The following is a 13,058-nucleotide window of genomic DNA, read 5'->3' as shown; positions in this document are numbered from 1 at the left end:
TTGCGCGAGGAGGCCGGTGCGCCGGGCCCCGGATAATCTGCTGCATGACGGCAAGTGACGAATGGTTGACGGTCGAGTCGCTCGACCTCGAGGCGCAAGGCGTGGCGCACAACACGCAGGGCAAGGTGGTGTTCATCGAGGGTGCCTTGCCGGGCGAGCAGGTCCTGGTGGCGGTCGGCCGGCGCAAGAACAACTGGGAGCAGGGCACGATGACGGCCCTGCGGCGCGAGAGTTCGCAGCGCGTGACGCCGCGCTGCGAGTTCTTCGGCACCTGCGGTGGCTGCAAGATGCAGCACTTCCACATCGGTGCGCAGGTGGCGGTGAAGCAGCGCGTGCTCGAGGACAACCTCTGGCACCTGGGCAAGGTGAAGGCCGAACAGATGCTGAGGCCGATCGAGGGGCCGGCCTGGGGCTACCGCTACCGGGCGCGCCTGTCGGTGCGCCATGTCCTCAAGAAAGGCAAGGTGCTGATCGGCTTTCACGAGCGCAAGTCGAGCTATGTGGCGGACATGAGCCGCTGCGAGATCCTGCCGCCGCACCTGAGCGCGATGCTGCTGCCGCTGCGGGCACTCGTCGCCGGCATGGACGGGCGCGACCGGCTGCCGCAGATCGAGGTGGCGATCGGCGAGGCGCCCGACGGCCTGGTGACGGCGCTGGTCCTGCGCCACCTCGAGCCCTTGAGCGCGGCGGACCTGCAACGCCTGCAAGCGTTCGGTGCCGAGCATCGCGTGCAGTGGTGGCTGCAGCCCAAGGGGCCTGACACGGTGCACCGGCTCGACGATCAGGGGCCGCAGCTCGCCTACACGCTGCCCGAGTACGGCGTGGTCATGCCGTTCAAGCCGACCGATTTCACGCAGGTCAACCATCACATCAACCGGGCCCTGGTCGTGCGGGCGTTGCGGCTGCTCGCGGCACGAGGCGACGAGCGGGTGATCGATTGGTTCTGCGGTCTGGGCAACTTCACCCTGCCGCTCGCGACTCAGGCGTGCGAGGTGCTGGGCGTCGAGGGCAGCGAGACGCTGGTGGCGCGCTCGCGCGACAACGCGGCGCTCAACGGCCTGGCGCACAAGGCGCGTTTCGAGGCGCGCAACCTGTTCGAACTGGCGCCTGCCGATCTGGTCGCCTTCGGCAGCGCGGCGAAGTGGCTGGTCGACCCGCCGCGCGAAGGTGCGTTCGCACTGGCCAAGGCGGTGGTCGATGCCGTGCAGGATCCATCGCTGGCGGCGGGCTGGGTGCCGCCGGCGCGCATCGTCTATGTCAGCTGCAATCCCGCCACGCTGGCACGCGATGCCGGCCTGCTGGTGCACCAGGCCGGCTACCGCTGCGTGCAGGCGGGCGCGGTGAACATGTTCCCTCACACCGCGCACGTGGAAAGCATTGCGGTCTTCGAGCGGACCTGATCCGCTCACAAAGAACAAGGCCCCGCGAGAGCGGGGCCTTGTCGATTCAGCGAAGCGCCTTATTCGCGTTCGCCGCCGAAGATGCCGAGGAGGCTGAGCAGGCTCTGGAACACGTTGTAGACGTCCAGATAGATCGCCAGCGTGGCGCTCACGTAGTTCGTTTCTCCGCCGTCGATCACGCGCTTGATGTCGTAGAGCATGAAGGCCGAGAAGATCACGATCGCCAGCACCGAGACCGTCAGGAACAACGCCGGCATCTGCAGCCAGATGTTGGCGACGCTCGCAACGATCAGGCCGATCACGCCGACCATCAGCCACTTGCCCAGGCCGGACACGTCGCGCTTGATCGTGGTCGCGAGCGAGGCCATGCCGAAGAACACCAGGGCGGTGCCGCCAAAGGCCATGCCGATCAATGTGGCGCCGTTGCCGTAGCTGCCGAGCACGCCACCGATCAGGCGCGACAGCATCAGGCCCATGAAGAAAGTGAAGCCGAGCAGCAGCGCGACGCCGACACCGGAATTCTTGAACTTCTCGATCGCGAAGAAAAAGCCGAAGGCGATGCCCATGAACAGCAGGAAGCCGATAAAGGGGCTGCCGGCGAAGAAGCGGAAGCCGGTCGCGACACCCACCCAGGCGCCCATGACGGTAGGCACCAGCGACAGCGCGAGCAGCCAGTAGGTGTTGCGCAGGACGCGGTTGCGCTCACCGCCGACGGCAGCGGAGCCGGGGTAGACGGTTTGCAGGGTGTCGTTCATCGAGAACCTCCTTGGAGAAGAATAGGCTTGCTTGGAGCTGACGGCGCCATTCTAGTTCCGTCGACCGGATGCCGCTCGGTGTCGTCGCAGAGGGCTCGGCGCAACGCGAGGAATTGGGTGCCGGCTCTTGGCTGGTTGCCGCGGCCCGCCTTAGAGTCGGGTTTACCCAAACCCGGAGATTTCCATGCAGACCAAGCCCGTCCTGGCCCTCGACGACATCAAGCGCATCGCTGCGGCCGCCGAGGCCGAGGCTTTGGCCAACCAATGGGCGGTCACGATCGCGGTCGTGGACGACGGGGGCCACCTGCTGTGGTTGCAGCGCCTCGACGGCGCGGCACCGGTGTCCGCCCACATCGCGCCGGCGAAGGCCCACACCGCGGCCCTGGGGCGCCGCGAAAGCCGGGTCTACGAGGAGGTCATCAACCAGGGACGCACGTCCTTCCTCAGTGCGCCGACCATTGCCGGCATGCTCGAGGGAGGGGTTCCGATCCTGGTGCAGGGTCAATGCGTCGGCGCGGTCGGTGTCAGCGGCGTCAAGTCGAATGAAGACGCGCAGATCGCCCGTGCGGGTATCGCGGCACTCGGCTGATCGCCGTAACGTACTCTGGTCCGGGCGCTGCGCGCCACGGACCCAGCAGTGCGCGTCACTACTTTGTCAGGATCAACTTGCCGAGCCGGGTGCTGCGCAACTGGTAGAGCGCGCCGTTGTGCTCGATGTGAACGACGCTGCGGCCCTGCAGCAGCGCGGCACTGTGCACCTGGGGGGCGGGCTCGGCAGTGCCGGCAACGCAGGAGACCGACGAGAGGCGATCGCCAGGGTGCGCCAGCGGGGAAGGGTCGACAGACGGGCTGACGGCGTCCACGGAGTGCTCCTCAGCGTGGCGAACGCAGCGCCCACCAAGCGCCCAGGACCACGACGGACAGGCTGGCCAGCCACCACATGGTATTCAGGCCAGTGCCGCAGCCGGGCGCGACACATGGATGCGCGCGAGCAAGCCGCAGGCGGACTGTTCGCGCGCTTCATCGAACACGGAACGGGCGCAATCTCCGCAGCGGCCGCAGCCGGTGGAGACGCCCGTATTCAACTGCAACTCGTCGAAGCTGTCGCAGGCTCTTGCGTGGCGCTCGATCTCGCGATGAGAGATGCGGTGGCAGACACAGACGATCATGGTGCGGCAACTCTGAAACCAGGATGCCATCACTATAAATAGGAATGATTCGTACTACAAGCCCATTTCGAATCCAGGGGCTTGTCGTGCCGCCGCCGGAACCTTTCAAGGAAACGAAGGGAAGGGCCGCGCCGAGATTTCCTTAACCCCTCGGGGCGGACTTGGCGGGCCAAGTCCTGGGTGCTCAGGAGCTGACTTCGCCCATCTGCGACTGCAGATAGTTCTGCGGGCCGACCTGGTCGACCAGCCCGAGTTGCGTCTCGAGGAAATCGATGTGTTCCTCGGTGTCGTCGAGGATGGCTTGCAGCACATCGCGCGAAACGTAGTCGCGCACCGTCTCGCAGTGGGCGATGCCGTCCTTGATGGTGAGCTGCGCTGCCTGCTCGAGCCGCAGATCGCTGCGCAGGGCCTCGACGACGTCCTCGCCGATGAGCAGCTTGCCCAGATCCTGCAGGTTGGGCAGCCCGTCGAGCATGAGGATGCGGTCCATCAGCCGGTCGGCATGCTTCATCTCGCCGATCGATTCCTCGTACTCCTTCTTCGCGAGCTTGTCGAATCCCCAGTGCTTCATCAGCCGGTAGTGCATGAAGTACTGGTTGATCGCCGTGAGCTCGTTCTTGAGCTGCGCGTTCAGGTATTCGATGACTTTGGCGTCGCCTTTCATGGCCTTCTCCTTGGTTGTTCGTCGCATTATCGAAGCGCGGCCGGCGCTGTCCATCGCGGCGATGGCATGCCCTCGGCCTGGTACTCTGGACGCGTATGCGAGTGACTCGCAGTTTGTGTGTTTGAGCGCAGGATGCTCCACGGGGCCGGTCTCCGCGCCCTGGTCTCGGTGAGCGAGTGGCAAGCGCTCCGTCGGCTAGAATCCCTAGGTTTACCCGCACCCACCTGCCGCCCACCGAAACTTCCGCTGTTTCCCGCCGGACTCAGGCCCGAAGAGCCGAGCTGGGCGCGCGCAAATGACGGAGTTCCCGTGCTGCCTGATCTGCCCCTCGCTCTACTCGCTCTTGCAGACGGCACGGTCTTTCAAGGTACTTCGATCGGCGCCGCCGGTCGCACGGTCGGCGAGGTGGTGTTCAACACCGCGCTCACCGGCTACCAGGAAATCCTCACCGACCCGAGCTATTGCCGCCAGATCGTCACGCTGACGTATCCGCACATCGGCAACACCGGCGTCAACGAGGAGGATGTCGAAGCCTCGAAAGTCCATGCCGCCGGCCTGATCATCAAGGACCTGCCGGTCCTCGACTCGAATTTCCGCAAGACGCGCACGCTGTCGCAGTACCTGCGCGACGAAGGCACGGTGGCGATCGCCGACATCGACACTCGCAAGCTGACCCGCATCCTGCGCACCGGCGGCGCCCAGAACGGCTGCATCGTGGCGCTGCCGCGCGGCGAGACCTTCACCGAGACGCAGACCGACGAAGCCGTGGCCCAGGCGCGCGCCGCGCAGAGCATGGCCGGACTGGACCTCGCCAAGGTCGTGAGCACCGCGATGCCGTACGCGTGGACCGAGACGGAGTGGTCGCTCGGAAACGGCTACGGCACCCAGGCGGCACCGAAGTTTCATGTCGTTGCCTACGACTTCGGCGTCAAGCGCAACATCCTGCGCATGCTGTCCAGCCGTGGCTGCCAGGTGACGGTGGTGCCGGCCAAGACGCCGGCCTCGGAAGTGCTGCTGTTGAAGCCCGACGGCATCTTCCTTAGCAATGGCCCCGGCGACCCGGAACCCTGCGACTACGCGATCGATGCGACGCGCACGCTGATCGAGACCGGCCTGCCGGTGTTCGGCATCTGCCTGGGCCACCAGATCATGGCGCTCGCGTCCGGCGCGAAGACCTTCAAGATGAAGTTCGGCCACCACGGCGCCAACCACCCGGTGAAAGACCTCGACAGCGGCCTCGTCAGCATCACCAGCCAGAACCACGGCTTCGCGGTCGACGAGAAGTCCCTGCCCGCCACCTTGCGCCCCACGCACGTGAGCCTGTTCGACGGCACGCTGCAAGGCCTCGCGCGCACCGACAAGCCCGCCTTCTGCTTCCAGGGCCACCCGGAGGCGTCTCCCGGACCGCACGACATCGGCTACCTGTTCGACCGCTTCATTGCGCTGATGGAAAAGAACTGACATGCCCAAGCGCACCGACCTCCAAAGCATCCTCATCATCGGCGCCGGCCCGATCATCATCGGCCAGGCCTGCGAGTTCGACTACTCCGGCGCCCAGGCCTGCAAGGCGCTGCGCGAGGAGGGCTACCGCGTCGTTCTCGTCAACAGCAATCCGGCGACGATCATGACCGACCCGGAGATGGCCGACGCCACCTACATCGAGCCGATCACGTGGTCGGTGGTCGAGAAGATCATCGCCAAGGAGCGCAAGGCGCACCCCGATGAAAAGATGGCGATCCTGCCGACCATGGGGGGGCAGACGGCGCTGAACTGCGCGCTCGACCTGCACAAGCACGGCGTGCTCTCGAAGTACGGCGTCGAGATGATCGGTGCCAACGAGCACGCCATCGAGAAGGCCGAGGACCGCCTCAAGTTCAAGGACGCGATGACGGGCATCGGCCTGCATTCGGCCAAGAGCGGCATTGCGCACTCGATGGAGGAGGCGCTCGCCGTGCAGCGCCGCATCACGACCGACATCGGCGGCACCGGCTTCCCGATGGTGGTCCGCCCCAGCTTCACGCTCGGTGGCACCGGCGGCGGTATCGCCTACAACCCCGAGGAGTTCGAGGAGATCTGCAAGCGCGGCCTCGACCTCTCGCCGACCAAGGAACTGCTGATCGAGGAGAGCCTGATCGGCTGGAAGGAATACGAGATGGAGGTCGTCCGCGACAAGGCGGACAACTGCATCATCGTCTGCTCGATCGAGAACCTGGATCCCATGGGCATCCACACCGGCGACTCGATCACCGTGGCGCCGGCCCAGACGCTCACCGACAAGGAGTACCAGCTGCTGCGCAACGCCAGCATCGCGATCCTGCGCGAGATCGGCGTCGACACCGGCGGCTCGAACGTTCAGTTCTCGATCAACCCCAAAGACGGCCGCATGGTCGTGATCGAGATGAATCCGCGCGTCTCGCGCTCGTCGGCACTGGCCTCGAAGGCGACCGGCTTCCCGATCGCCAAGGTGGCGGCGAAGCTGGCCGTGGGCTACACGCTCGACGAGCTGCGCAACGACATCACCGGCGGCGCGACGCCGGCGAGCTTCGAGCCGAGCATCGACTACGTCGTCACGAAGATCCCGCGCTTCGCGTTCGAGAAATTCCCGGCCGCCGATTCGCGCCTGACGACGCAGATGAAGTCGGTCGGCGAGGTGATGGCGATGGGGCGCACCTTCCAGGAGAGCTTCCAGAAGGCGCTGCGCGGGCTGGAGACCGGGATCGACGGTCTGTCCGAGCGCAGCACCGACCGCGAGGAGATCGTGCAGGAGATCGGCGAGGCGGGGCCGGAGCGCATCCTCTACGTCGCGGACGCCTTTCGCATCGGCATGAGCCGCGACGAGATCTTCGAAGAGACCGCGATCGATCCCTGGTTCCTGGCGCAGATCGAGCAGCTCGTGCAGGCCGAGCAGGCGCTGAAGGGCCGTATCCTCGCGGGCCTGTCGAAGGACGAAATGCGCTTCCTGAAGCGCAAGGGCTTCTCGGACAAGCGCATTGCCAAGCTGCTCGGCACGAACCAGCACGAGGTGCGCGCCACGCGCCATGCGCAGGGCGTGCGCCCGGTCTACAAGCGTGTCGACACCTGCGCGGCCGAGTTCGCGACCCAGACCGCCTACCTGTACTCGACCTACGACGAGGAATGCGAGGCGCAGCCCACTTCCGCCAGGAAGATCATGGTGCTGGGCGGTGGACCGAACCGCATCGGCCAGGGTATCGAGTTCGACTATTGCTGCGTGCATGCGGCACTCGCGATGCGGGAGGACGGCTACGAGACCATCATGGTCAACTGCAATCCCGAGACCGTGTCGACCGACTACGACACCTCGGACCGGCTGTACTTCGAGCCGGTGACGCTGGAAGACGTGCTCGAGATCGTCGACAAGGAAAAGCCGGTCGGCGTCATCGTCCAGTACGGCGGCCAGACGCCGCTCAAGCTGGCGCTCGACCTCGAACGTGCCGGCGTGCCCATCGTCGGCACCTCGCCCGACAGCATCGACGTCGCCGAGGACCGGGAGCGTTTCCAACAGCTGCTGCACACGCTGGGCCTGAGGCAGCCGCCGAACCGCACGGCGCGCACCGAGGAAGCCGCGCTGCTGCTCGCACAGGAAATCGGCTACCCGCTGGTCGTTCGACCAAGCTACGTGCTGGGTGGCCGCGCGATGGAAATCGTGCACGGCGACAAGGACCTCGAGCGCTACATGCGCGAGGCGGTCCGCGTGTCGGAGAAATCGCCGGTGCTGCTCGATCGCTTCCTCGACGACGCGGTCGAGGTCGACGTCGATTGCATCTCCGACGGCGAGGAGGTCATGATCGGCGCCATCATGGAGCACATCGAGCAGGCCGGCGTGCACTCCGGCGACTCGGCATGTTCGCTGCCGCCCTATGCGCTGTCACCCGCCCTCCAGGACGAGCTGCGCAGCCAGACCGCGGCCATGGCGCGGGCGCTGAAGGTGGTGGGCCTGATGAACGTGCAGTTCGCCATCCAGGGCGAAGGCGACGAGGCGGTCGTCTACGTGCTCGAGGTGAACCCGCGCGCCTCGCGCACCGTGCCCTTCGTTTCCAAGGCCACCGGGCAGCCGCTGGCCAAGATCGCCGCGCGCTGCATGGTCGGTCAGAAGCTGGCCGGCCAGAAGGCGCTGCACGGCAAGGCGCCGCGCGAGATCGTGCCGCCGTACTACAGCGTCAAGGAAGCGGTCTTCCCGTTCAACAAGTTTCCCGGCGTCGACCCGATCCTCGGCCCCGAGATGCGCTCCACCGGCGAGGTGATGGGCGCGGGCCGCAGCTTCGGCGAAGCGATGCTCAAGAGCCAGCTCGGTGCCGGTTCTCGCCTGCCCTCCAAAGGCACGGTCGTGATCACGGTCAAGAGCGCCGACAAGGACCGTGCGGTCAAGATCGGCGGCGACCTGGTCGACCTCGGCTTCAACGTGGTCGCGACCAAGGGCACCGCAGCCGCGCTCGCCGCCGCCGGGGTTCCGGTCCGGGTGGTCAACAAGGTCAAGGACGGCCGGCCGCACATCGCCGACATGATCAAGGCCGGCGAGATCCAGCTCGTGTTCACGACCGTCGACGAAACCCGCACCGCGATTGCGGATTCGCGTTACATCCGTACCGCGGCAATTGCCAACCGCATCACCTACTACACGACCATGGCCGGCTGCGAGGCCGCGGTCGAGGCCCTGAAGCACCAGGACGACCTGACCGTGCTTTCCCTGCAGGAACTGCACGCCGAACTCCACTAAACTGCGGTCTTCACACGGCCGCCCCGGAGCTCCGGGGCGGCTGAGTTTTTTGCACGCACCGATTCGAGACGAGACCATGCCCACCATCCCGCTGACCAAACGCGGCGCCGAGAAGCTGAAAGAGGAACTTCACCGCCTGAAGACGGTGGAGCGGCACTCGGTGATCCAGGCGATTGCCGAGGCGCGCGCCCAGGGCGACCTGTCGGAGAACGCCGAGTACGAGGCGGCGAAGGACAAGCAGGGTTTCATCGAAGGCCGCATCCTGGAGATCGAAAGCAAGATGGCGGCGGCCCAGGTCATCGACCCGGCCACGCTGGACGCGGGCGGCCGCGTGGTGTTCGGCGCGACGGTCGAGCTCGAAGAAGCGAACTCCGGCGACAGCGTCACCTACCAGATCGTCGGCGACGACGAGGCCGACCTGAAGCAGGGCCTGATCTCGGTCAGCTCGCCGATCGCGCGCGCGATGATCGGCAAGGAAGCTGGCGACGTGGCCGAGTTCCAGGCGCCGGGCGGCACGCGCCGCTACGAGATCGTCGAGGTCCGCTACCTGTGAGCGCGGCGCCGGCCCGCCGGCCGCTCGTCGAGCGTGTGCGCCGCGTGCTGCCAGGCGTGTGGCTCGGCGTGCTGCTGGCGCTCGCCTTCATCGCGGCGCCCAGTCTGTTCGCGCTGCTGGAGCGGCCGCTGGCGGGGCGCGTGGCGGCCCGCCTGTTCGCGAGCGAGGCGCAGCTCAGTGTCGCGCTGAGCGTTGTGCTGGGGTTGATCGAGCGCCAGCGCGCCGCGCGCCGCGCGGCCTCGGCGGAGGGCTCGCGCATCAGCGCCGAACTACTGCTCGTGCTGGGGGCGCTGTTCTGCACCGTGCTCGGCCACTACGCGCTGCAGCCGATGCTGGAGGCGGCGCGGGCGGGGCAGGGTCCCTGGTCCTTCGGCGCGTTGCACGGTGTCTCGACCGCCTTCTATGGCGTCAAGGCGCTGCTGGTCGCCACATTGACGTGGCGCGCCGGGCGAAGCTGAACCCGGATCAGGCGCTGCCCTTTTTCGTGCTCGTGACGCGCCTCTTCGCGCGCTTGACGATGCCGCCGGCCGTGAGCCGCTCGTTGCCCAGCACGGTGAGCTTCTTGACCTGGGCGCGGTGGTTGCCGCTTTTCGAGAACTTCAGGATCTTCACGACCCTGGGTCCGGCCTTGCGGTCTTCGCGTTCGGCTTTTTCTTTCGGTGGGATCGGCCGCCATAGCACCAGGAGCTTGCCGATGTGCTGGACGGGCGCGGCGCCGAGCTGCTCGCACAGCGCGGCGAAGATCGTTTCGCGGCTCTCGCGCTCGTCGGCGAAGACGCGCACCTTGATCAGGCCATGGGCCTTCAGGGCGGCGTCGGCTTCCTTGGTCACGGCGGGGGTCAGGCCCTCGCCGCCGATCATCACGACCGGATCGAGGTGGTGCGCATCGGCGCGGCAGGCCTTGCGCTCGGCAGGCGTCAGTTGAATGGCAGGCATCCCCGTATTATCGACGCGACATGAAAATCAAGACAAAGAGCAAGAAGGTCAACAAGGCGTGGCTCAACGATCACGTCAACGACACCTACGTCAAACTGGCCCAGAAGGAGGGCTACCGCGCGCGTGCCGCCTACAAGCTCAAGGAGATCGACGAAGCGCTGGGCCTGATCAAGCCCGGCCAGCTCGTCGTCGACCTGGGCGCCTGCCCCGGTGCGTGGAGCCAGTACCTTCGGCGCAAGTTCGCGCCGAAGGAGGCCGGCGCGGGGGGCGCTGCGGCCGGCGCCTTGAATGGAACGATCATTGCCCTCGACCTGCTGGATTTCGAACCGATCGAGGGCGTGCAGTTCATCCAGGGGGATTTTCACGACGAGGCGGTGCTGGAGCGGCTGACCGCGGCGCTCGGTGGCCGGCCGGTCGACGTGCTCGTGTCCGACATGGCGCCCAACCTGTCGGGTATCGAGTCGTCCGACTCGGCGCGCGTCGCGCTGCTGGTCGAGATGGCGGTCGAATTTGCCGAGGCCCACCTGCACCCGCAGGGTGCACTGGTCTGCAAGGTGTTCCATGGCAGCGGCCACAGTCAACTGGTCGAACTGTTCAAAAAGCGCTTTCGCGTGGTCAAACCGATCAAGCCGAAGGCCTCGCGCGACAAGTCGTCTGAAACCTTTCTGGTCGGCATCGGTCTCAAAAAGTAATTGTGAAGGCGCCGGAAAACGCCGGAAATTGCCGCATGCCCCGGGTTAGAACCTATCGAAGCCATGGCGAAGGCGATCGGCACCGAGGGGTTGACTGGACTAAACTCGACCCCATATTCCGCGAGAGTGAGTCATATTCTGTGCAGCACGTGCGTGATGCCCGATTCGGGCTGGTGTCGGTGAAGGAGCCGCGGTGAACAATCAATGGTTCTCGAAGGTCGCTGTTTGGCTGGTGATCGCCTTGGTGCTGTTCACTGTTTTCAAGCAGTTCGACCGCACGGCCGCCGCGGGAGGGCAGATTGGCTACTCCGACTTCCTTGAAGAAGTTCGCAGCAAGCGCGTCTCGACGGTCACGCTGCAGGAAAGTGGCAATGGCGCGACCGAGATCCGCGCGCAGACCACCGATGGCAAGACGCTGCGCACCACCGCGACCTACCTGGACCGCGGCCTGGTCGGCGACCTGATCAACAACAACGTCAAGTTCGACGTCAAGCCGCGTGAAGAGCCGTCGATCCTGATGAGCATCCTGCTCAGCTGGGGCCCGATGCTGCTGCTGATCGGCGTGTGGATCTATTTCATGCGGCAGATGCAGGGCGGCGGCAAGGGCGGGGCCTTCAGCTTCGGCAAATCCAAGGCCCGGATGCTCGACGAAGCCAATAACACGACCAGCTTTGCCGATGTTGCGGGCTGCGACGAAGCCAAGGAGGAGGTCAGGGAACTGGTCGACTTCCTGAAAGACCCGCAAAAATTCCAGAAGCTGGGCGGTCGCATTCCGCGCGGCGTGCTGCTCGTCGGCCCCCCGGGCACCGGCAAGACCTTGCTCGCCAAGGCCATTGCCGGTGAGGCGAAGGTGCCGTTCTTCTCGATCTCGGGTTCCGACTTCGTCGAGATGTTCGTCGGCGTCGGCGCGGCCCGTGTGCGCGACATGTTCGAGCAGGCCAAGAAGAGTGCGCCCTGCATCATCTTCGTCGACGAAATCGACGCCGTGGGTCGTCACCGCGGTGCCGGTCTGGGCGGCGGCAACGACGAGCGCGAGCAGACGCTCAATCAGATGCTGGTCGAGATGGACGGTTTCGAGACCAACCTCGGCGTCATCGTGATGGCGGCGACCAACCGCCCCGACATCCTGGATCCGGCATTGCTGCGCCCGGGCCGCTTCGACCGCCAGGTCTACGTGACGTTGCCCGACGTGCGCGGCCGCGAGCAGATCCTCAACGTGCACATGCGCAAGGTGCCGATCGGGCAGGACATCCGGGCCGACATCCTGGCGCGCGGCACGCCCGGCTTCTCGGGCGCCGATCTGGCCAACCTGGTCAACGAGGCGGCACTGTTCGCGGCGCGTCGCAGCGCGCGCGTGGTCGAGATGGCCGACTTCGAGAAGGCCAAGGACAAGATCATGATGGGCCCCGAGCGCAAGTCCATGGTCATGCCCGAGGAGGAGCGCCGCAATACCGCCTACCACGAGGCCGGGCACGCGTTGGTGGCCCGCCTGATGCCCAAGACCGACCCGGTGCACAAGGTGACCGTGATTCCGCGCGGTCGCGCACTGGGCGTCACGATGCAGCTGCCCGAGGGCGACCGCTACAGCATGGACAAGGAACGCATGCTGAGCACGATCTCGGTGCTGTTCGGTGGTCGCATCGCCGAAGAGGTGTTCATGAACCAGATGACCACCGGTGCCAGCAACGACTTCGAGCGCGCGACCCAGATCGCCCGCGACATGGTCATGCGCTACGGCATGACCGACGAGCTCGGCCCGATGGTCTACTCTGAAAACGAAGGCGAGGTCTTCCTCGGCCGCTCGGTCACGAAGACGACGAACATGTCGGAGGAGACCATGCGCAAGGTCGACTCGGTGATCCGCCGCATCATCGACGAGCAGTACACGACGGCCCGCAAGTTGATCGAGGACAACCAGGACAAGATGCATGCGATGGCGAAGGCCTTGCTCGAGTGGGAAACCATCGACGCCGAGCAGATCGATGACATCATGACCGGCAAGCCGCCGCGGCCGCCGAAGGACTGGACCTCCAGCAGCGCCGCCGGTGTGAACGGCGGCAGCGGCAACGGCGGCGCGCCGGCCGTCAGCACCGGCAGCGCACCGGCAGCGGTCTGAGCTTTCATCTCCCTCACCAGACAACGGGGCTTCGGCCC

At 66.0% G+C, this 13,058-nt stretch carries 13 protein-coding genes; 8 read left to right on the top strand and 5 right to left on the bottom strand.

What is annotated here, in order from left to right; all coding sequences use genetic code 11:
- The first annotated feature begins 44 nt into the window (after window positions 1-44).
- Entirely contained in the window at window positions 45-1,400 is a 1,356-nt protein-coding gene (gene rlmD / locus ACQY9S_RS09790) for a 23S rRNA (uracil(1939)-C(5))-methyltransferase RlmD (protein WP_428425265.1), read from the top strand.
- A 59-nt stretch (window positions 1,401-1,459) separates the two neighbouring features.
- Here the strand turns inward: rlmD and ACQY9S_RS09785 are convergent, their stop codons facing one another.
- Complete coding sequence (locus ACQY9S_RS09785) at window positions 1,460-2,155, bottom strand: Bax inhibitor-1/YccA family protein (protein WP_428425263.1); 696 nt, start codon at window positions 2,153-2,155, stop codon at window positions 1,460-1,462.
- A gap of 184 nt (window positions 2,156-2,339) precedes the next feature.
- On the opposite strand from ACQY9S_RS09785, the gene ACQY9S_RS09780 reads away from it, so the two are divergent.
- Window positions 2,340-2,744, top strand: a complete 405-nt coding sequence (locus tag ACQY9S_RS09780; RefSeq protein WP_428425261.1) for a GlcG/HbpS family heme-binding protein — start codon at window positions 2,340-2,342, stop codon at window positions 2,742-2,744.
- A 58-nt stretch (window positions 2,745-2,802) separates the two neighbouring features.
- Here ACQY9S_RS09780 and hemP read toward each other — a convergent pair whose 3' ends face one another.
- From hemP to bfr, 3 genes are all read right to left on the bottom strand, one after another.
- Window positions 2,803-2,982 (bottom strand): hemin uptake protein HemP, encoded by a 180-nt coding sequence (gene hemP, locus ACQY9S_RS09775; RefSeq protein WP_428425672.1) that lies wholly within the window; start codon window positions 2,980-2,982, stop codon window positions 2,803-2,805.
- Window positions 2,983-3,102: 120 nt separating this feature from the next.
- Complete coding sequence (locus tag ACQY9S_RS09770) at window positions 3,103-3,324, bottom strand: (2Fe-2S)-binding protein (RefSeq protein ID WP_428425259.1); 222 nt, start codon at window positions 3,322-3,324, stop codon at window positions 3,103-3,105.
- Between the two features lie 184 nt (window positions 3,325-3,508).
- Window positions 3,509-3,988: a bacterioferritin gene (gene bfr, locus ACQY9S_RS09765; RefSeq protein ID WP_428425257.1), complete on the bottom strand. Its 480-nt coding sequence runs from the start codon at window positions 3,986-3,988 to the stop codon at window positions 3,509-3,511.
- A gap of 309 nt (window positions 3,989-4,297) precedes the next feature.
- Here bfr and carA point away from each other — a divergent pair, with 309 nt between their 5' ends.
- The 4 genes from carA (at window position 4,298) to ACQY9S_RS09745 (ending at window position 9,734) form a co-directional block, all read left to right on the top strand.
- A complete protein-coding gene (carA, locus tag ACQY9S_RS09760) occupies window positions 4,298-5,449 on the top strand; it encodes a glutamine-hydrolyzing carbamoyl-phosphate synthase small subunit (RefSeq protein WP_428425255.1) in 1,152 nt (383 codons plus the stop codon).
- 1 nt (window position 5,450) lies between these two features.
- A complete protein-coding gene (gene carB / locus ACQY9S_RS09755; RefSeq protein WP_428425253.1) occupies window positions 5,451-8,723 on the top strand; it encodes a carbamoyl-phosphate synthase large subunit in 3,273 nt (1,090 codons plus the stop codon).
- Window positions 8,724-8,799: 76 nt separating this feature from the next.
- A complete protein-coding gene (gene greA, locus ACQY9S_RS09750) occupies window positions 8,800-9,276 on the top strand; it encodes a transcription elongation factor GreA (RefSeq protein WP_428425251.1) in 477 nt (158 codons plus the stop codon).
- Entirely contained in the window at window positions 9,273-9,734 is a 462-nt protein-coding gene (locus ACQY9S_RS09745) for a DUF4149 domain-containing protein (RefSeq protein ID WP_428425249.1), read from the top strand. Before greA ends, ACQY9S_RS09745 begins: the two co-directional genes overlap by 4 nt.
- A gap of 7 nt (window positions 9,735-9,741) precedes the next feature.
- Here ACQY9S_RS09745 and ACQY9S_RS09740 read toward each other — a convergent pair whose 3' ends face one another.
- Window positions 9,742-10,212 carry a YhbY family RNA-binding protein gene (locus tag ACQY9S_RS09740; protein WP_428425247.1) on the bottom strand — a complete coding sequence of 157 codons (471 nt, stop codon included), beginning with the start codon at window positions 10,210-10,212 and terminating at the stop codon, window positions 9,742-9,744.
- A 20-nt stretch (window positions 10,213-10,232) separates the two neighbouring features.
- Between ACQY9S_RS09740 and ACQY9S_RS09735 the strand changes: the two genes are divergently transcribed.
- Together ACQY9S_RS09735 and ftsH are read left to right on the top strand one after the other, a co-directional pair.
- Window positions 10,233-10,904 (top strand): RlmE family RNA methyltransferase, encoded by a 672-nt coding sequence (locus tag ACQY9S_RS09735; protein WP_428425245.1) that lies wholly within the window; start codon window positions 10,233-10,235, stop codon window positions 10,902-10,904.
- A gap of 193 nt (window positions 10,905-11,097) precedes the next feature.
- Window positions 11,098-13,020: an ATP-dependent zinc metalloprotease FtsH gene (gene ftsH / locus ACQY9S_RS09730; protein ID WP_428425243.1), complete on the top strand. Its 1,923-nt coding sequence runs from the start codon at window positions 11,098-11,100 to the stop codon at window positions 13,018-13,020.
- Window positions 13,021-13,058 lie beyond the last annotated feature (38 nt).

It is taken from the genome of Methylibium sp., assembly GCF_965279545.1.
Lineage (GTDB): Bacteria > Pseudomonadota > Gammaproteobacteria > Burkholderiales > Burkholderiaceae_C > Methylibium.
The sequence above is the reverse complement of the archived record's forward strand: the minus strand, read 5'-3'. Positions and strand labels throughout refer to the sequence as shown.

Bases quoted from the DNA above. Each gene is read 5' to 3' on its own strand.
- ACQY9S_RS09785 (WP_428425263.1), bottom strand. From the start codon at position 2,155: ATGAACGACACCCTGCAAACCGTCTACCCCGGCTCCGCTGCCGTCGGC.
- carB (WP_428425253.1), top strand. From the start codon at position 5,451: ATGCCCAAGCGCACCGACCTCCAAAGCATCCTCATCATCGGCGCCGGC.
- bfr (WP_428425257.1), bottom strand. From the start codon at position 3,988: ATGAAAGGCGACGCCAAAGTCATCGAATACCTGAACGCGCAGCTCAAG.
- greA (WP_428425251.1), top strand. From the start codon at position 8,800: ATGCCCACCATCCCGCTGACCAAACGCGGCGCCGAGAAGCTGAAAGAG.
- ACQY9S_RS09780 (WP_428425261.1), top strand. From the start codon at position 2,340: ATGCAGACCAAGCCCGTCCTGGCCCTCGACGACATCAAGCGCATCGCT.
- ACQY9S_RS09770 (WP_428425259.1), bottom strand. From the start codon at position 3,324: ATGATCGTCTGTGTCTGCCACCGCATCTCTCATCGCGAGATCGAGCGC.
- ACQY9S_RS09740 (WP_428425247.1), bottom strand. From the start codon at position 10,212: ATGCCTGCCATTCAACTGACGCCTGCCGAGCGCAAGGCCTGCCGCGCC.
- ACQY9S_RS09735 (WP_428425245.1), top strand. From the start codon at position 10,233: ATGAAAATCAAGACAAAGAGCAAGAAGGTCAACAAGGCGTGGCTCAAC.
- rlmD (WP_428425265.1), top strand. From the start codon at position 45: ATGACGGCAAGTGACGAATGGTTGACGGTCGAGTCGCTCGACCTCGAG.